An 18,895-nucleotide genomic window follows, 5' to 3' on the forward strand; every position below is an offset into this window, starting at 1 on the left:
GCCCATTGGGCGTCTGTCAGTACAAAACGATCCATCCAAAGCGTGAATCACATTCGCGCTGATTTGTGAATCCCCACAGACCCTAGTTCGGTTATCTTCACCCACGACATTGCGCCTGCATACGCCGGCACCGCTTTCGGATTGAGTGCACAATCTTCTCCAGCACCCTTGCCGGATCGCCAGCCAGAGCCTCGACTTGCAGCACCACCTCATCGCACGCGGCGCTGACACGCTCAGTAAGCTCCTCTACGCGCCTCACCGTCGATGCACCGCTCAACCCAACCTCGTCAGCCAGCGCCTGCCAATCCACCTTTCGCAGTTCGGTGGCATTGAACCGGCCGGCTATCCCCTGCGGAAGACTCTGGTCGACCTGGCGGTACACTGCCGCGCACATCAGGTCATAGAGCGGTGCCATCTTCGCGGACCCGCCAGAACCGATCAGGATCGAATAATTCTTGGCGTGCGAGTCCGAATTGCAGATCAGCACGTTAAAGATCACCGCATCAAGAAGCTTCAAACGCTCGGCAGGCGAAACCAGATCGCTGACGGCGTCGAACATCATTTTCAGGGTCGCGCCGCGCCCTATCGAGGAGCGCTCGTATTTCTGCGATGGGAAATGACCCGTTAGCTGGCAAAGATCTTCCTGATGCAGTCTACGGATCTCGCCTTGCGGATCGGTGAAGCGGTCATAGCGCTTCACCAGCAGATAGCGCCGGTTACCCGCGACACCGATCGTTGCATCGGCGGCGTCCAGCCCGCACGCGCGCGCGAGGGCAAGGCAGAAAGCTTCGTTCTCGACACTGCCCGCCAGCCGTTCTGAATCCGGCTTCAGAATATGGGTTGAGGGTGTCCCATCAACCGGAATGGAGATGGCGCCGCCCTCATCTACGAAGACCGGCAGCTTCTCTTGAACGCCCGCAAGAGACATGGAGACGCCATGTTCTCCAACCAGGAAGGGTTTTGCCGGAAGCTCGTCCAGGATGCGCTTCAGTGCCGTAGCATCCGGCACGGGCTGAAGATGAATACCCGGCTTCCGGGGCTCACCAATCGACAATGCGCCGGCCGTGTCACGGCCGATATGGCCAAGCAGGCCGACGATGTCCTGGGGAGACACCTTCAGCCGCTGGCCGATTTCGGCAAGATGCGTTTCCGGGAGCAGATTGGCAAGCCAAGGCAGGAGCCTGTCGGCAGCGACTGGGCCTGAACGTAGCGGCATGGTCAGCGACACCGGGAAGGCCGAACGACGCGCCTCCCAGCTCGGATCATAGTCCAGTCGCCACTCGCCATCGAAGGTCAGGTGGGCGACGGGGAGGGCTTCATAAAAGATCGTCGTCATCGACGGTCACCGAAGGTCGGCAGGAAGTCCAAGTCATCGTCAGACGAGGTCGGGGCGGCTTGGGCCGTCCGGAGATCGCCGATTTCGATGCCGACAGTGCGCGCCACGATCAGGGACTTTTCAAGCTGACAGCTTGGCTTGCCGGATTCGAGCTCGACGATGAAACGCTCGCCCGTGCCGGACCGGGCGGCAAGCTCGGTCTGGGTCCAACCGAGGGCCTTGCGTTTGTCCCGGATGGCGCCGCCGAAATCGCTTGCAGACCTGAACATCGAGCATCTCCTGAGATGGCTTACCGTACAGGAAGATTTTTCCCAGATCAACGCAATCCTTACCGATCGGGAAGCGCACGCAGATACGCTCCGAAATCACCCCGATCGGGAAGTTTCGTGTCTCCGTACGACGTCGAAAAATGAGGTCCTTGAGATCCGGGTATCGCGTGTGGTACACCTGCGGGTATCGTAATTTCCCGAACGGGAGCAGAGGCTTACGAGAAACCCTTGTTTCTCAGGTATCGCGGGCCTAATTGGCGGAGAGTCCCACCCTCTCCGCCATTGCCGCCGATTTCTTGCTATGACCCGATATCGCCGCCTGGGCACCGGGATCGCTTTGAACCTTTGTCTGGTGCCGGTCAGTAGCGCCGCGCGAATTTATCGCGCGATTGCGTGATGGCGTCGTGATGGGCATCAGCCCAGTCCAGCACAGCTTTCAGCGGCTGCAAAAAGGAAACGCCCATTTCGGTGAGGGCATATTCAACCTGCGGCGGGGTGGATTGATGGACAGTGCGGCTGATGAAACCGTCTTCCTCCAGGTGCCGCAGCGTGCGTGACAATACCTGCTTGGAAATATCGCCGATCTTTCGATGCATCGCATTGAAGCGCAGTGATGACTCGGCAAGATGACCCAGCACCAGCAAACTCCACCGATCACCGATGCGGTCGATCACATCACGCACCACGCAAGGCTGATTAAGATCCGTGCCCACCGGCGGGAGAAGTCTGACTGAGGCTGCCGCCATTGCTTCCGACATCATGCTTCCTTTCTAGGTCATTTTCTTATGACTTGGGCCTGTCAATGTAACTCCTTGTCACCGTGAGATCAAGAGTGCAGACTAGGTCACAAATCCAGACCGGAAAATTTCTGGCTCAGGACCGAAGGCGGAGCGACAAAATCGCTCCATAACCATAGCAAGAGGATATGTCGTGGTAGCGCAAAAGAAGATCATCGTCATCGGCGGCACCGGCTATGCAGGGTCGGCCATCGTCAAAGAGGCCGCCCGGCGCGGCCATGCGGTGACATCGGTCAGCCGCTCCATTCCCGACGCGCGGGTGGACGGCGTCAGCTACGTCACCGGCGATGCGATGAACGCGACCGTCCCCCTGGGTGAGGCCGATGTCGTGATCGGCGCCCTGTCACCGCGTGGCGACAATGTCGGGCAATTGGCCTCAACCTATGAACGCTTGGCCGCGCAGGCCCAGAAGGCGGATGCGCGCTTGGTTCTGGTCGGTGGCTTTTCGTGCCTGCGCCCAGCCGAAGGCGCCCCCCGCATGATCGAAAGCGTCGCCTTCCCTCCTGAAGTACCGCAAGCGGTCGTCGCGGAAGCCAAGGAGAACATGGTTGTTCTCAACAATCTTCTGGCCGACACTTCGGGCCTGGACTGGCTGTTCGTATCGCCCGGCATGGACTTCTCGGCCTGGATGCCCGGCGAGGATCTGGGACGTTATCGAGTTGGCGGAGAAGTGGCGCTTTTTGATGAGCAGGGCAAGTCTGCCATCAGCGGCATCGACTATGCGCGCGCTGTGCTGGACGAGATCGACACGCCGACTGTTGAGCGCGCCCAGATCGGCGTCGCTTATTGACGCGCCAGATCAAGCCATGACGGTGAAGGCCGGGTCGCCATAGTGACGGAGGCCCGGCCCAATCCGCCGGCAAAAATGACTTTCTGGCGTGTCCCCCAAAAGCGGGCCCTAGAGGGGTATAGCGCAGACATAGTTCTCATCTTGGTTGCTCGCGGCCCGCCATTTTGGCTGAAATCGCCTTCTGGGCGAACAATTTGCCGACGATAGCCTGATATTCCCGCCGATCACCGCATGAGATCGTGCGATACATCTCCCATGAATCTGAGCGGGAACCCGCCAGCGTGGCAGCGGCTTAAGCCCCGCTTGCCGCTGTTCTAGCCTCATGGGAGAAATGGCGACGCGATTGCGCAGCGCGAGGCTACCGCGCTCAAACGGCTCAACCAGTTTGCTCATCGACGAATTCCTTGTGCGGTCGGGGATATACACCTGCCGACGAGGACGTGGCGTCGGTGATTCAGCCGATATCGACCTTCATGGCGAAGTCCCAGGTGCCAGCACCGTTTTTGGCCAGGCCGATCATCATCAGACCGAGCGCCTCAAGCGTCTGGGCCATTTGCAAACCGCCAACGTCGAACGGACGCAGCCCAAGACTTTCGAGGAAGGTCGCAACGCGCGCCTTGGCCTGCGCATCGTCGGCCGCGATAAACGCGTCGAGGCGTCCACCCTTGACAAGGACATGGCCGAAGATCGTGTTGAGCGCCTTCACGACATACGCGCCGGCGGGGAGGCGCTTGGCAGTCTCCTGCGCACCGGAACTGCCGGGAGGGGTGACGAGGCCCGAGAGGTCGGGAGCGACAGGATTGGCAATGTCGATGATCACCTTGCCGGCAAGCGCATCCCCGAAGTCGGCCACCACAGCCGCCACACCGGAATACGGCACGGCGATAATGACAATGTCGCCCGTCGGTGGAGCGCCATAAGCTCTTGTGGTAGCGCCGGATGCGAGCTTGTCGGCCAGTTCCTGTGCTTTGAGGGTGTCGCGGGTGATCACCTCGACAGTGTGGCCCGCCTTGGCGATCCGGCTGGCGATGGCGGTAGCCATGCTGCCCGCGCCGATGATGCTAATAGTGCTCATATTCAGTCTCCTAGGAAATGGAATGTCGTGCTTGGTCGCTACGCAGGATCAGCCGGCCGGGAAGTAGTGGCCGTTGTCCAAGTCGGCCAGCAGGCCGGGCTGAGCGGGCTCCCAGCCGAGGCTCTGGCGGGTAATGAGGCTGGACGCCGGGACATCCAGCGTGACCAGGTTCGCGAGGAACCCAAAATATCCCGGCAGCATCAGGACATCAGCGGGAATGGGCACGGCCGGCAGGTTCACGCGACTGCCGATAGCCTCGGCGATCTCGCGGAACGGGATGCCCTCGTCACCGACCGCGTGCCAGGCTTTGCCGGCTGCCCCTTTCTCCAGCGCAAGGCGGAACAAGGAGGCGAGATCGCGAGCGTGGACGGCCGACCAAAGGTTCGAGCCCTCTCCCGGATAGCCAATGACGCCTCTCTCCTTCGCCAGTCCGATCAGCAAGGGTAGAAAGCCGGCATTGTCGGTAGCGCTGTGCATGACGGGAGGAATCCGTACGACCGAAGACCGCACGCCTCGTTCGGCGAGTTCGATCACGGTCGTCTCCACGATGTTGCGAATCCGCAAGGCGCCCTTGTGCGCGTCACCGGCGGGCAAAGCGGCATCTTCCTCGGTGGCTGGACGGCCAAGGCCTTCCCAACCGGGTGAGCCAATGCTCCCCGACACGACCAGCGGCTTGCCGGTTCCTGCCAGCGCCTCGCCATAGGCGAGCATGATTTCAACCTCGGCTGCCGCCACGGCGTTGAGCCCGCCGGAGGGAAGCAGGTCTTGCCTGTGGGCCATATGGATGACGCCGTCAGAGTTTACCGTTGCGGCTTTGAGCCCGTCGAGGTCTTCCAGGCTGCCGCGATGCACTCTGGCGCCGAGTGCGGACACCTCAGCCTCTGACTTGTCCGATCGAGCCAGAGCGGTGACCTGGTGGCCGGCGGCGATGAGGTCGGAGATGATGTACGGACCGGAATGGCCGGTCCCGCCAGTAACAAAGACATGCATATGATTGCTCCAGGTAGATGATGTGGAATGAAAAGAGGGGCGCTAGCGGGGCGCTCCGCCGGGAATGCTGACGCCGATTGAGAAGTTGGCGTGTTTGACGGAATGGGTCATGAGGCCGAGCCAGAGCATGCAGGCGTGTTCCAGCGTCCGCGCCATGGTCAGTGGCCCAGCATCCAACGGCCGCAGTCCGAGGCTCTCGATGAACGCCGCTACACGCGCCTTTCCCTGCGCGTCGTCACCCGCGATGAACACGTCCAACAGGCTGCCTTCAACCGAAGCGGCGGCCAGAACGTGGGAGGGCAAGGTATTGAAGGCCTTGACGATATCCGCATCGGCAGGAGCGGCCTTGGCGATCTCCTGCGCGCCGAAGCTGTCATCCGGGGTCGAGAAACCCGAGAAGTCGGATTTGATGGGGTTGGTGATGTCGACCAGCAGTTTGCCTGACAAACCCTTGCCGTACTGCTTCACCACGTCGAGGGCGGCTGAATAGGGAACCGCCAGAATGACGAGATCTCCTGTCGGGGCGATGCCGAATGTTCCTGTCGTTGCGCCGACTCCGATCTGTTCGGCCAACGCCTTCGATGTAGCGGGGTTGCGACTCATCACCTCGACGGTATGTCCCGCCTTGGCGGCGAGGCCACCGATCGCTGCGGCCATCCCGCCAGAGCCGATGATGCTGATAGTGCTCACGTCCGTCGCCTCTGTTCCCAAGCGCATTCATGCGCTATGTCTTGTGGATCGCTGATCCGAATCCATCAATTGGATCACTGATCCACATATATGGAGCAGTGGTCCAATTATCAAGGGAACCCATGCGCGCAGACGCCAGAAAAAATTACAGCCATATCCTCGCGGTAGCGCGTACGGTGATCAGCGAACATGGCGCCGACGTTTCGATGCGCGACATCGCCCGGCGGGCCGAAGTGGGGTTGGCCACGCTGCTGCGTCATTTTCCAACGCGAGAAGCTCTGTTCGAAGCGCTGTTGTGCACGAACCTTGATGCACTGACGCAGAAGGCCGGCGAGCTAGAAGCGTCGGATGCGCCTGGCGCAGCCCTCGTGACGTGGTTCCGTGAGTGGTTGGCATTCGCACAAAGTTACAGGGGCGTTGTGGCGATGATGGCCGCCGCCCACACAAACCCGGAGTCGGCGCTTTATGCGTCATGCGCGGCGGTGCATTCTGCAAGTGCGCGGCTACTGCTCCTTGCTCAGGCCGAAGGAACGGCGCGCGCCGATATGAACGGAGACGACCTGTTCGCCCTGATGACCGCTCTTGGCTGGGCGGTAGACCAGCCCTCATTCGCGCCACGGGCGGACCATCTTGTTCTCCTTCTTGCGAGTGCTATCCTCACAAGTCGGCCGAGCGGGGATGGCTAAAAGGTAGCGCGTTGATTCAGGGCAGGATCGGATGGTCAGTGATTGCCGCCGTACGAGACAGTTCGGCACCAAGGCGAAGAGGGATCGGAAAGGCGATTGAGGACCTGAAGGAGATCCGCAACCCCGATGTCGGAGATCGAGTGGAAACGCCGGGCGGTGTCAGAGCGCTATAGCGTAGGCAAAGTGCTCATCTTCGTCGGGCGTGGCCCGCCATGTCTTTACCATTGATTTCATTGTAATTTTCGTCGCCCATCGGGTCAACTCTACCCAAGAGAATACCCAGCGCCGCCGTGGTCATCATGCTGCGGAGCCTAAAAATGTATGGCATGGCCCAGGCGGTCATGGATCTGATCGAGCAGGGAGCGCCAGCCTTCGATACATCCGTGCCGATCCTGTCCCAGTTGCTGAAAGCCGAGATGGCAGAGCGCGAGGTCCGCTCCATCGCCTATCACATGAAGGCAGCTCGCTTCCCGGCCTACAAAGACATCTCCGGATATGACTTCGCCGCCAGCGAGATCAACGAAGCTACCGTGCGCCAATTGCATCGGTGTGAGTTCATGGACGAAGCCCAGAATATCGTTCTCGTCGGCGGGCCTGGCATGGGAGAAACACATGTCGCGACCGCCCTCGGTGTCCAGGCGGTCGAGCATCATCACCACCAACCTCAGCTTCAGCGAATGGGCAACCGTCTTCGGCGATGCCAAGATGACGACCGCTCTGCTCGATCGGCTGACCCATCGTTGCCACATCCTGGAAACCGGAAACGACAGCTTCCGCTTCAAGGCCAGCTCGGCCGCAGCGGCACAGAAGAGAGGAGAAAAGGCCAGCCCATTGACCAAACCCTGATCAGAAAACCATACTCAAAGGTGGCTCAGTTCCAAGTGGAAACCAACAAAACCCCCTGGATGTTGCCAGGGGGTTGTCAGCAGTCTGAGTTATGCCCGCCAAAAGGCGGGCATAACGAGTGCTGGAAGGAAGGAGCGGTATCAGGCCTGATAGGCCGCGATGACGGCTTCCACCTGGGCGGTATTCATCGCCTGCAACTGTGCCGTGGTGAAGGCCTGCAGTTGGGTCTCGGTCAGGCCACCGATATCCTCGGCGGAAAGACCGGAGATTGCCTTGGTGCTGATTGCCGCAATTTCCGCGTCGGCAAAAGCTGCGAGATCCTCGGTGGTCATCGCCGCGATCTGCACCGAACTCATCGCTGCCGTCTGCGTGAGGCTGAAGGCACCCGTCTGGTCAGCGCTCATCGCGTCGATCTGCGCCGCCGTGAGGCCGGTCACCGCTGCCGTGCTGAGAGCCGTGACCTGTGCTTCCGTCAAAGCTGCGACCTGATCGGTGGTCATTGCCCCGACCTGCGTCGATGTCAATGCGCCGACCTGCGCATCGCTCAGATAACCAAGCTGATCGGTCGTCAGTGCCTTCACCTGGTTGGCAGACAGAGCAGCGATCTGGGCATTGGTCAACACATCGATCTGACCCTCATCGAGAGCTGCAACTGCGGTGGTCGTCAGGCCGGAGATAGCCTTGGTCGTGATCGCCGTCACCTCGTCGTCAGCGAGAAGAGCAATGGCGTCCGCATCGAAACCAGCCACCTGTTTGTCGCTCATCACGGCAACCTGTGCCGCACTCAGCGCCGTCACCTGATCATCGGTGAAGAGACCGATCTGGGTGGCCGTCAGGCCCGGAACGGCCTTGGCGCTGATGGCTGTTACCTGTTCGTCGCTCAAGGCTCCGACCTGGGCATCGGTCAGCGCACCGACCTGGGTGGCCGTCATGGCACCGACCTGCGCCACTGTCAGATAGCCGATCTGGTCCGTCGTCAGCGCCTTCACCTGGGTTGCAGTCAAGGCCGCAACCTGCGTATTCTTCAAGGCACCGACCTGGGTTTCGGTCAGGGCCGCAACAGCCGCCGCCGTCACACCGGTGATGGCGTTGGCGCTGATGGCCGCCACTTCTTCATCAGCCAGAAGTGCAATGGCAGTGGCATCAAAGCCAGCCATCTGCTTGTCGCTCAAAACCGCAGCCTGGACGGCAGTCATTGCCGTCACCTGGTCATCGGTGAAGAGACCGATCTGGGTCGCCGTCAGGCCCGGAACGGCCTTGGCGCTGATCGCTGTTACCTGACCATCGCCCAAGGCACCGAGCTGGGCATCGGTAAGAGCGCCGACCTGGGTCGCCGTCATCGCACCAACCTGGGCAGTCGTCAGGAAGGCGATCTGGTCCGTCGTCAGTGCCTTCACCTGATTGGCGGTGAGGGCCGCAACCTGGGTATTCTTCAAGGCGCCGAGCTGATCTTCCGTGAGAGCGACAACAGCCGTCGTCGTCACACCGGCAATCGCCTTGGCGCTGATGGCCGCAACTTCAGTCGGGTCGAAAAGCGCGATGGCATCTGCATCGAAACCAGCCATCTGCTTGTCGCTCATCACGGCAACCTGGGCAGCGCTCAGCGCAGTGACCTGATCGTCGGTGAGGAGGCCGATCTGGGTGGCCGTCAGGCCAGGAACTGCCTTGGTGCTGATCGCCGTGACCTGTTCGTCGCTCAAGGCTCCGACCTGGGCATCGGTCAGCGCACCGACCTGAGTGGCCGTCATCGCACCGACCTGCGCGGTGGTCAGATAGCCGATCTGGTCCGTCGTCAGCGCTTTCACCTGGGTTGCCGTGAAGGCTGCAACCTGGCTATTGCTGAGAGCGCCGATCTGATCTTCGGTGAGAGCGGCAACTGCCGTCGCGCTGAGCCCTGTGATCGCCCTGGCGCTGATAGCGGTGATTTCCGCCGTGCTGAACTCCGCGATATCGTCTGCGGTGAGAGCAGCAACCTGCTTGTCGCTCAGCACTGCCGTCTGTTTGTCGGTCAAGGCACCAAGCTGATCGGCGGTCATCTGGCCGATCTGGGCCGCCGTCAGACCCACGACCGCCTTGGTGCTCATGGCGCCGATCTGGTCTTCCGTCAGCACACCGATCTGATCATTGGTCAGCGCGCCGACCTGAGCTGCCGTCATGACGCCGACCTGGGCCACTGTCAGATAGCCGACCTGGTCCGTCGTCAGTGCCTTCACCTGATTGGCGGTGAGGGCCGCAACCTGGCTGGTCTTCAACGCACCGACCTGATCTTCGGTGAGAGCGGCAACAGCCGCCGTCGTCACACCGGCAATCGCCTTGGCGCTGATGGCCGCCACTTCATCCGTTGAAAGCAGCGCAATGGCAGTGGCATCAAAGGCGGCGACCTGCTTGTCGCTCATCACGGCAACCTGGGCCGCACTCAGCGCCGTCACCTGATCATCGGTGAAGAGACCGATCTGGGTGGCCGTGAGGCCGGGAACGGCCTTGGCGCTGATGGCCGTGACCTGTTCGTCGCTCAAGGCTCCGACCTGGGCATCGGTCAGCGCACCGACCTGGGTTGCCGTCATCGCGCCGACCTGCGCCACTGTCAGATAGCCGATCTGGTCCGTCGTCAGTGCCTTTACCTGATTGGCGGTGAGGGCCGCAACCTGGGTATTCTTCAAGGCACCGACCTGATCTTCCGTGAGAGCGGCAACAGCCGTCGTCGTCACACCGGCAATCGCCTTGGCGCTGATAGCCGCAACCTCAGTCGGGTCGAAAAGCGCGATGGCATCGGCATCGAAACCGGCCATCTGCTTGTCGCTCAATACCGCAGTCTGGGCAGCGCTGAGCGCCGTCACCTGATCGTCGGTGAGGAGGCCGATCTGGGTGGCCGTCAGGCCGGTGACAGCCTTGGTGCTGATCGCCGTGACCTGTTCGTCGCTCAAGGCTCCGACCTGGGCATCGGTCAGCGCACCGACCTGAGTGGCCGTCATCGCCCCGACCTGCGCGGTGGTCAGATAGCCGATCTGGTCCGTCGTCAGTGCCTTTACCTGGGTTGCAGTCAAGGCCGCAACCTGAGTGTTCTTCAAGGCGCCGATCTGGTCTTCGGTGAGAGCGGCAACAGCCGTCGCGCTGAGCCCGGTGATTGCCTTTGCGCTCAGGGCAGCAATTTCAGTCGGGTCGAAAAGCGCGATGGCATCCGCATCGAAACCAGCCATCTGCTTGTCAGTGAACACTGCAGCCTGCGCAGCGCTCAGCGCCGTCACCTGGTCATCAGTAAACAAGCCAATCTGGGTGGCCGTCAGGCCCGGAACTGCCTTGGCGCTGATCGCCGTGACCTGTTCGTCGCTCAAGGCTCCGACCTGGGCATCGGTCAGCGCACCGACCTGGGTTGCCGTCATCGCGCCGACCTGCGCGGTGGTCAGGAAGCCGATCTGGTCTGTCGTCAGCGCTTTTACCTGGGTTGCCGTGAAGGCTGCAACCTGGGCATTCTTCAAGGCGCCGATCTGGTCTTCGGTGAGAGCGGCAACAGCCGTGGCCGTGAGACCGGTCATCGCCTTGGCGCTGATGGCCGCAACTTCAGTCGGTTCGAAAAGCGCGATGGCATCCGCATCAAAGGCAGCCATCTGCTTGTTGCTCATGACAGCAACCTGCTTGTCGGTCAGGGCCGTGACCTGATCATCGGTCAGTGCCCCGATCTGTGTTGCTGTCAGGCCAACAATCGCCTTGGCACTGATGGCGCCGATCTGGTCGGCGCTCAGAAGAGCGATCTGATCGGCTGACAGGCCTGCGACCTGGCTGGATGTCAACGCTCCGATCTGCGCGGTTGTGAGGGCACCCAGCTGATCTTCATCAAGACTGTTCAATTGAGCACTGGTCATCGCACTAAGCTGGCTATTGCCCAGCCCGCCGATCTTGGCGGCATCCAGAGCATCGATCTGGTCGAGGGTCAAACCGACAATCGCACTTGACGTGATGGCGGCCAGCTGATCGGGGCTCATGCCCGCGACGTCTTCCGCATCCAACGCGTTGATCTGGGCTGAGCTCAGCACCTTGACTTGCCCGACACTAAGCGCCTGCACGTCATCAGTCGTCAACGACTTGATTGTGGCGGTGGAAAGGGACTGTATTTGTTTGCTGGTGAAGGAAGTGACGATGGAAGTCATGGACCCAAGCCTATGATGTTAACCGGACGTGGATAGCATCACTTCTTTCCGATCATCTTCGCGGGCCATCGCCACGGAAGTTCATCGGAGAGCACGCGCTTTCTCGGAAACCCGACGCACCAAACGCTATAGAGCGCCAAAGAACATCATGATGTCTGTTTGAACGGCAGTGATGCTACTGGGAACATGGCTCGCAAGAGCCTGTGCGTGGAAGGGCATCATGCTTCCAAAGCCACCCATGGCCGTGGTTCCTACGCCTAACGATTCGATTGCACTGCAATGCATTTCCGCGCTTCGTTGGGGGTGGTAAATCTCCCTGCCGACGTGCTTACGTTAGGTTTAAAAGTATAGCTTGAAAATTAATTTTTCCCTAAGGTCCAAAAATAACTCGGTAAACATGTGATTAAAATCAGCCTGAATTAAGTATAATGAATCATAGTCACATTATTCAGTGCTATTATGATTATATATATTATTTTTATTTTGCGATATTGACTCATAAGTTCAGTTTATTGAAATAATTTTTGTTAAACTCATGATTTTTATATACAAAATATAATGTACAATTCAAAAAATCCAATATGATTGAATATTGGATTTTTGCGAAACGAAAATCTACTAGGCCGCGGAGCGGTAGTATCCCTAACATGTCTCACATTTCTGCTTCAGGCCATGGAGCGCAATGTAATGCCGATGCAGATGATAATAAAAAGTGCCGGCATGAGGTATCGCACCGCTACACGCGCTTCTTGCGGCAGATAGGGAAAAGCCAACCGACCGGGAAGGCTTTTGCTTTCCAGCAGGAGATCAACCAGCAGGGCGAGGATCAGGTAAAAATAGCCGATCGATATCATGAAGGCGATCGGCGAGGTGACCGACATGCTGCCGGGAAAGCTTGCCTCGAAAGTGAAACTCAGTGCTGCCAGGGCCAGCAGCGCCGAATAGGTAACCCCCGTCTTGTCGCCGATCAACCCTTTGGGCGACCACAGAATAAACAGCGATACCGACAAGACAGCCATGAACGGAACGAAAATGCGGAGAAAATAGCGCGGCCATTTTCTGTCGATCACCATCTCGGCTGTCATCCGGGCAAAGGGCCGGGCGCTCCAGCCATAAAATTGTGCGGTCGTGAAGGTCAGGCTTTTGGCATCCCAATCGGACGCGCTCAGCTCATCGGGAATCGTCGAAAGCTGCCGGTCCTGATGGTTGAGCACGAAGACAAGATCATCGGCCGGATAGAATTGCGACACGAAGGAAAGGGGAAGGCGCTGCATATCAAAGGGAAATGCGGAAAGATCCTTGGCAAAGCGAAAGCTGCCTTCAAGCCGGCGCGTCAGCGTCACATCGCCAGTGCTGCGAACCGACAGCGCTTCCAGTTGCACTTTCCCATCACCGATCTGGTTTTCGATAATGATGCTTGGCGTCCAGATGACAGCGGTCCTTTCGGCGGCCTCCCGGCCAGCGAAATCCTGCCGATCCCGGCCAAATGCGATCGGATTGAAAGTTTGGGTCGGATCGCGCCAGCGCTGTTGGATCTCCACCCCGATTTGCGCCTCACCAGTGGTTTCCTCGATCTTCAGCACATCAAGGATACGCACGACCAGATGCACCTGTACCGGCCTCTGGATGCCCTCGGGCAGCGGCTTGCGCACCGATGCGTCATCAGCCAGAGACAGGCCGGTCAAGCTCAGAACGGCGAATAGGGCCAGAAGGATCGACAGGCCAATGCGGTACATCCTCTCAGCCTTCCGCCCTGGGCCCATTACGATCTGACACAGCATTGGACACCGCTCGATGCAGACGCCGAAAATCCGTCAGCCCGCTGGAAGGCGGAGTATCGTCAAGTTCGTGCGGCATGGTCTCCACCTTGTGGGCAAGCTCAGCCAGTGGGCGCACGATCGCTGCCCGGATAGCAACCATGATGATGGAAAAGACGATGAGCAGACCCGTAAGGAAGATAGAACCCAAGGTTACGGCACTGCGGTTGTAATGCGCCTCCAGCCGGCTGAAATCACGCGCCGTCAGAATGACGCCGATGACATTGCCACTATAGTCAATGAGCGGTTTGCTCTGAAACGTCAGGCTCCTGTCGCCAGCACTATAGGAGAATATCGAATTGCTGCGCGACAGATGCACAGCACCCGATGCAATCACCTGGTCAAACAGCGCTTTGTCGGTCGCGGCATCCAGCGCCAGACCAATGCCGGACGAGGCGGCGCCATTACCGTCGCGCATGTAACGCGGATCGAGCACAAGCGCGAAATCGCTGCCGCTGGCAGCCTTTGCCAGATCCGCCAGCGCCTGCAGGTTGACACCAACCTCCACGGTACCGACCAGGCTCTTGCCATCATTGTCCATGACGGGTGAGACTGCGCGCAGACTGAGGCCACGAATGCCAAGCTCTAGCCCCTTCTGCGTCTGGCGATCGTGATTGGCTGCAACCACCATCGGGCGGAAGGTGGAGAGATCCTGGCCGAAATTCTGTGGCTCCCACACCCGGAGGAAGGATCTCATCTGAGCATCATGAAAATGAACGACATCGATGCCGGCCAGGCGTGCCAACCGATCGAAGATCGGTTTGGCATGCAACTGCATTTCGGCGCGGGAGCCTGCCTTCAGCAGCGCGCGCACCTGTGGATCGGAGGCCAGTGCTTCGGAATGGGTCGCCGACAGGATGGCCGCCTGATCCATGGCCGTGGTGAATACCACCGCCGTCTGGTCAATCTCGCGCTGGCGGGCGTCCGCCAACAGGGCCTGCTGATCGGCCATCATCAACCAGCCCCCCAGAAGGAGAACGGAAGCAACGGAAAACGCAGCTATGGCAGCGAGAAGGCGATCAATCGTCATGAATTGAACTTCTAATAGAGGCCTGTTGTCATCTCCCGCGGCCAGCGGGAAGTCAATACAATCTGTCTGTATCGGTCGCGGTGTTGCTGCCGGTGATTGTGCGCTGCGAAAATGGGGGACAGACGGCGGCACTCATGGCATAAGGCGCCCGTCATCCACGCCAGGCCGCCCGCACATGATCCGTATCGAAAACATTTCCAAGCAGAACAGCCATCGCCTTCTGTTCATCGAAGCATCCGCCGCCCTGAACAAGGGCGAAAAGATCGGCCTCGTCGGGCCGAACGGCGCCGGCAAGACGACGCTGTTTCGCATGATCACCGGTGAGGAATTGCCCGATGAAGGGCAGGTCTCCATGGAAAAGGGCGTAACGATCGGCTATTTCAACCAGGATGTCGGCGAAATGGAGGGCCGCAGCGCCGTCGCCGAAGTGATGGAAGGTGCAGGCCCCATCAGCATCGTGGCAGCCGAACTGCGTGAGCTGGAAGCGGCCATGTCCAATCCGGACCGCATGGACGAGATGGATGCCATTATAGAGCGCTATGGCGAAGTGCAGGCACGTTACGAAGAACTCGACGGCTATGCTCTTGACGGGCGAGCCCGCGAAGTGTTGGCCGGCCTCTCCTTCAGCCAGGAGATGATGGATGGAGATGTCGGCAAACTGTCCGGCGGCTGGAAGATGCGCGTGGCGCTGGCCCGCATTCTCCTGATGAAGCCGGACGTGATGCTGCTTGATGAGCCGAGCAACCATCTGGATATCGAAAGCCTGATCTGGCTGGAAAGCTTCCTGAAGAATTACGACGGCGCGCTTCTGATGACCTCGCATGACCGCGAATTCATGAACCGCATCGTCACCAAGATCATCGAGATCGACGCAGGCTCCCTGACCAGCTTCTCCGGCGATTACGGTTTTTACGAGCGCCAGCGCGAGCAGAACGAGAAGCAGCAGCAGGCGCAGTTTGAGCGCCAGCAGGCCATGCTGGCCAAGGAAATCAAGTTCATCGAGCGGTTCAAGGCGCGTGCCTCGCATGCGGCGCAGGTGCAGAGCCGGGTGAAAAAGCTCGACAAGATCGACCGTGTGGAGCCGCCACGGCGCCGTCAGACGGTGGCCTTCGACTTCCTGCCGGCACCGCGCTCCGGCGAAGACGTCGTCAACGTCAAGGGTGTGCACAAGGCCTATGGCAGCCGCACCATTTATGAAGGGCTGGATTTCATGGTCCGCCGGCGCGAGCGCTGGTGCATCATGGGCATCAATGGCGCCGGCAAATCGACGCTTCTGAAACTGGTGACCGGAACGACGACACCCGACCAGGGCAGCGTCACTCTGGGGGCGAGCGTCAAGCTTGGCTATTTCGCCCAGCATGCCATGGATCTGCTGGATGGCGAGGCGACCATCCTGCAATGGCTGGAGGAACAGTTCCCCAAGGCAGGCCAAGCCCCCTTGCGCGCGCTTTCGGGCTGTTTCGGCTTTTCCGGCGATGATGTGGAAAAGCGTTGCCGCGTCCTGTCCGGCGGCGAAAAGGCACGCCTGGTCATGGCCGCCATGCTGTTTGACCCACCCAATTTTCTGGTGCTGGACGAACCGACCAACCATCTTGATCTCGACACGAAGGAAATGCTGATCAAGGCGCTATCGGCCTATGAAGGCACCATGCTGTTCGTCAGCCATGACCGGCATTTTCTCGGCGCGCTGTCCAACCGCGTGCTGGAGCTGACGCCCGATGGTATCCATCAGTATGGCGGTGGCTATCTCGAATATGTCGAGCGTACCGGCCAGGAAGCGCCGGGCCTGCATTCCTGATTTTGGGCGCGTATTTGACATTTGATTTAGGTCTGAATTCCTATTGACCGCATCATGATTAAGGAATATTTTCCTTAATCATGATCAAACGCGCTCACATTCTCTGCTCTGTGACAGTTCTACTTTTCGCTGCGCCCATGCCGATTCAAGCAGAGACGCTGGTCGAAGGTCCGGTTTCGGCGGATATTGTTCGCGTGGTGGATGGTGATACGCTGCTGGTCACAGCACGACCCTGGCCTCAACAAAGCGTCGAAGTGTTTGTCAGGCTGCGCGGCATCGATACGCCCGAGCTGAAATCCAAATGCGCCTCCGGCCGTCTCGCGGCTGAGGAAGCCAAACAGCTTCTGGAAGCGCTGGCCGCGCACTCGCCGCAGGTCAAGCTGACGAAAATTGCCGCCGACAAATATTTCGGCAGAATTGTAGCCGACGTTGCGCTGGCGGATGGCAGGAACCCGGCGGATGAAATGCTGAGCGCGGGCTTGGCAAGCTTCTATTCCGGCAAGGGCGCCAAGAACGATCTCTGCAACTCAGGCTAACCAGTCGTAAAGTGAGAAGGAGAGGGGCGAATGCCTTGGCATCCGCCCTCCCGTGTTTCGATCAGGCAGGTACCGGCGCCTTGTTCTGCCGGTTCTCGATCAGATCCTCGACCACCGCCGGATCGGCAAGTGTCGAGATATCGCCGAGAGCGCCAAAATCATCTTCGGCAATCTTGCGCAGGATACGGCGCATAATCTTGCCCGAGCGGGTTTTCGGCAGGCCCGGTGCGAACTGGATCTTGTCCGGCGTGGCGATCGGGCCGATCTCTTGGCGCACATGCTTCACCAGATCCTGGCGCAGCACATCCGTGCCCTCATTGCCTTCCATCAGCGTCACATAGCAATAGATGCCCTGACCCTTGAGGTTGTGCGGATAACCGACAACGGCGGCTTCCGACACAAGGTTATGGGAGACAAGCGCCGACTCGACTTCCGCGGTGCCCAGACGGTGTCCCGACACATTCAGCACGTCATCCACACGGCCAGTGATCCAGTAATAGCCGTCCTCATCGCGCCGGCAGCCATCACCGGTGAAATATTTCCCCTTATAGGTTGAGAAATAGGTCTGGATGAAGCGCTCGTGGTCGCCATAGACGGTGCGCATCTGGCCGGGCCAGCTGTCTGTGATGCAGAGATTGCCGTCGGCTGCACCTTCCAGCACATTGCCTTCATTATCGACCAGTTGCGGCTTGATGCCAAAGAAGGGCACAGTAGCCGATCCTGGCTTCAGATCGGTTGCACCGGGCAGCGGGGTGATCATATGGCCGCCTGTCTCCGTCTGCCACCAGGTATCAATCACCGGGCAGCGCTTTTCGCCCACCACATTGTAATACCATTCCCAGGCTTCCGGATTGATCGGCTCGCCGACTGTGCCGAGCAGACGCAGGCTGGAGCGCGATGACCGGGTGACGAAATCATCTCCCGCTCCCATCAGCGAGCGGATGGCAGTCGGTGCCGTATAGAAGATATTGACATTGTGCTTGTCGATAACCTCCCAGAAACGGCCCTGATCCGGAAAATTCGGCACGCCTTCAAACATCAGCGTCGTGGCACAATTGGCCAGCGGCCCATAGACGATATAGGAATGGCCGGTGACCCAGCCCACATCGGCCGTACACCAGTAGATGTCGCCATCATGGTAATCGAAGACATATTCATGCGTCATTGCCGCATAAACGAGATAGCCGCCGGTCGTGTGCAGCACGCCCTTGGGCTTGCCGGTGGAACCGGACGTATAGAGGATGAACAGCGGATCTTCCGCCTTCATCTTCACCGGCTCGCAATGGCCCTTCACACTGGCAATTTCCTGATGATACCAGAGGTCGCGTCCCGGCGCCCAATTGGTCTTGCCACCGGTACGGCGCACGACCAGCACATTGCTGACGGTGACATACTGGCGCGCTGCAATATGGATCGCCTTGTCGGTATTTTCCTTCAGCGGCACCGGCTTACCGCCGCGCACGCCCTCATCACAGGTGATGACGAAGGTTGATTCGCAATCGACAATGCGGCCGGCCAGGGCTTCCGGTGAAAAGCCGCCGAACACGACGGAATGCACCGCACCAATGCGGGCGCAGGCCAGCATTGCATAAGCCGCTTCCGGGATCATCGGCATGTAGATGGTGACGCGGTCACCCTTCTTCACACCGTGCTTCTTCATCACATTGGCGAGACGGCAGACCTGATCATAAAGCTGGTTATAGGTGATCTTCTTGTCGATATAGGGGTTATCACCTTCCCAGATAATGGCGGTACGTTCCCCATTCGTCTTCAGGTGCCGATCGATGCAATTGTAGGAGACATTGGTGAGGCCATCCTCAAACCACTTGATCGAAACCTTGCCCTTAAAGGACGTGTTCTTGACCTTTGTATAGGGCTTGTACCAATCAATCCGCTTGCCGTGCTTGCCCCAGAACTTGTCCGGATTCTCGACGCTTTCCTCATACCATTTCAGGTACTTATCGCGATCAATCAGCGCACGGCTCTTCACGTGTTTCTGGACCGGATAGACTTTCTCCGACATCAAAATCCTCCTCATTCTCCCGCAGCTTTGCACAGACAAGCGCGGCTCCCTGAACGCATTCTTATCA

At 59.3% G+C, this 18,895-nt stretch carries 14 protein-coding genes and 1 pseudogene; 5 read left to right on the plus strand and 10 right to left on the minus strand.

Going from position 1 to position 18,895, the window contains the following annotated elements; translation table 11 throughout:
* Positions 1-97 precede the first annotated feature (97 nt).
* The 3 genes from E8M77_RS10500 to E8M77_RS10510 all read right to left on the minus strand — a co-directional run bounded on the left by E8M77_RS10500 (position 98) and on the right by E8M77_RS10510 (position 2,351).
* Positions 98-1,336: a type II toxin-antitoxin system HipA family toxin gene (locus tag E8M77_RS10500; protein WP_137130596.1), complete on the minus strand. Its 1,239-nt coding sequence runs from the start codon at positions 1,334-1,336 to the stop codon at positions 98-100.
* The gene (locus E8M77_RS10505) at positions 1,333-1,605 is read right to left on the minus strand and encodes a helix-turn-helix domain-containing protein (protein WP_137130597.1); all 273 of its coding nucleotides are present in this window, start codon (positions 1,603-1,605) and stop codon (positions 1,333-1,335) included. Before E8M77_RS10505 ends, E8M77_RS10500 begins: the two co-directional genes overlap by 4 nt.
* A gap of 359 nt (positions 1,606-1,964) precedes the next feature.
* On the minus strand, positions 1,965-2,351 hold the full coding sequence (locus E8M77_RS10510; protein WP_137130671.1) for a helix-turn-helix domain-containing protein: 387 nt from the start codon (positions 2,349-2,351) through the stop codon (positions 1,965-1,967).
* A 184-nt stretch (positions 2,352-2,535) separates the two neighbouring features.
* Here E8M77_RS10510 and E8M77_RS10515 point away from each other — a divergent pair, with 184 nt between their 5' ends.
* Positions 2,536-3,192 (plus strand): NAD(P)H-binding protein, encoded by a 657-nt coding sequence (locus tag E8M77_RS10515; protein WP_137130598.1) that lies wholly within the window; start codon positions 2,536-2,538, stop codon positions 3,190-3,192.
* A 454-nt stretch (positions 3,193-3,646) separates the two neighbouring features.
* On the opposite strand, the gene E8M77_RS10520 is transcribed toward E8M77_RS10515, so the two are convergent.
* Genes E8M77_RS10520 through E8M77_RS10530 form a run of 3 tightly spaced genes read right to left on the minus strand, consistent with a single transcriptional unit; the run spans position 3,647 to position 5,947 of the window.
* Positions 3,647-4,267 carry an NAD(P)-binding domain-containing protein gene (locus E8M77_RS10520; RefSeq protein WP_137130599.1) on the minus strand — a complete coding sequence of 207 codons (621 nt, stop codon included), beginning with the start codon at positions 4,265-4,267 and terminating at the stop codon, positions 3,647-3,649.
* 48 nt (positions 4,268-4,315) lie between these two features.
* The gene (locus E8M77_RS10525) at positions 4,316-5,257 is read right to left on the minus strand and encodes an SDR family oxidoreductase (RefSeq protein ID WP_137130600.1); all 942 of its coding nucleotides are present in this window, start codon (positions 5,255-5,257) and stop codon (positions 4,316-4,318) included.
* Between the two features lie 42 nt (positions 5,258-5,299).
* A complete protein-coding gene (locus E8M77_RS10530) occupies positions 5,300-5,947 on the minus strand; it encodes an NADPH-dependent F420 reductase (protein ID WP_137130601.1) in 648 nt (215 codons plus the stop codon).
* A gap of 122 nt (positions 5,948-6,069) precedes the next feature.
* Here E8M77_RS10530 and E8M77_RS10535 point away from each other — a divergent pair, with 122 nt between their 5' ends.
* Both E8M77_RS10535 and E8M77_RS10540 read left to right on the plus strand, forming a co-directional pair.
* Positions 6,070-6,633: a TetR/AcrR family transcriptional regulator gene (locus tag E8M77_RS10535; protein ID WP_137130602.1), complete on the plus strand. Its 564-nt coding sequence runs from the start codon at positions 6,070-6,072 to the stop codon at positions 6,631-6,633.
* 299 nt (positions 6,634-6,932) lie between these two features.
* Positions 6,933-7,479: pseudogene (locus tag E8M77_RS10540) on the plus strand (ATP-binding protein).
* A gap of 140 nt (positions 7,480-7,619) precedes the next feature.
* On the opposite strand, the gene E8M77_RS10545 reads toward E8M77_RS10540, so the two are convergent.
* The 3 genes from E8M77_RS10545 to E8M77_RS10555 form a co-directional block, all read right to left on the minus strand.
* Positions 7,620-11,624, minus strand: a complete 4,005-nt coding sequence (locus tag E8M77_RS10545; RefSeq protein ID WP_137130603.1) for a hypothetical protein — start codon at positions 11,622-11,624, stop codon at positions 7,620-7,622.
* A gap of 665 nt (positions 11,625-12,289) precedes the next feature.
* Entirely contained in the window at positions 12,290-13,360 is a 1,071-nt protein-coding gene (locus E8M77_RS10550; protein ID WP_170975821.1) for a neurotransmitter-gated ion-channel ligand-binding protein, read from the minus strand.
* Positions 13,361-13,364: 4 nt separating this feature from the next.
* Complete coding sequence (locus tag E8M77_RS10555; RefSeq protein ID WP_137130605.1) at positions 13,365-14,471, minus strand: cache domain-containing protein; 1,107 nt, start codon at positions 14,469-14,471, stop codon at positions 13,365-13,367.
* Between the two features lie 175 nt (positions 14,472-14,646).
* On the opposite strand from E8M77_RS10555, the gene E8M77_RS10560 reads away from it, so the two are divergent.
* Complete coding sequence (locus E8M77_RS10560; protein ID WP_137130606.1) at positions 14,647-16,269, plus strand: ABC-F family ATP-binding cassette domain-containing protein; 1,623 nt, start codon at positions 14,647-14,649, stop codon at positions 16,267-16,269.
* 137 nt (positions 16,270-16,406) lie between these two features.
* Entirely contained in the window at positions 16,407-16,805 is a 399-nt protein-coding gene (locus tag E8M77_RS10565) for a thermonuclease family protein (RefSeq protein ID WP_246659215.1), read from the plus strand.
* Positions 16,806-16,866: 61 nt separating this feature from the next.
* On the opposite strand, the gene acs is transcribed toward E8M77_RS10565, so the two are convergent.
* Positions 16,867-18,828 (minus strand): acetate--CoA ligase, encoded by a 1,962-nt coding sequence (gene acs, locus E8M77_RS10570; protein WP_137130608.1) that lies wholly within the window; start codon positions 18,826-18,828, stop codon positions 16,867-16,869.
* Positions 18,829-18,895 lie beyond the last annotated feature (67 nt).

This window comes from Rhizobium sp. FY34, from assembly GCF_005222845.1.
Taxonomy (GTDB): Bacteria; Pseudomonadota; Alphaproteobacteria; order Rhizobiales; family Rhizobiaceae; genus Neorhizobium.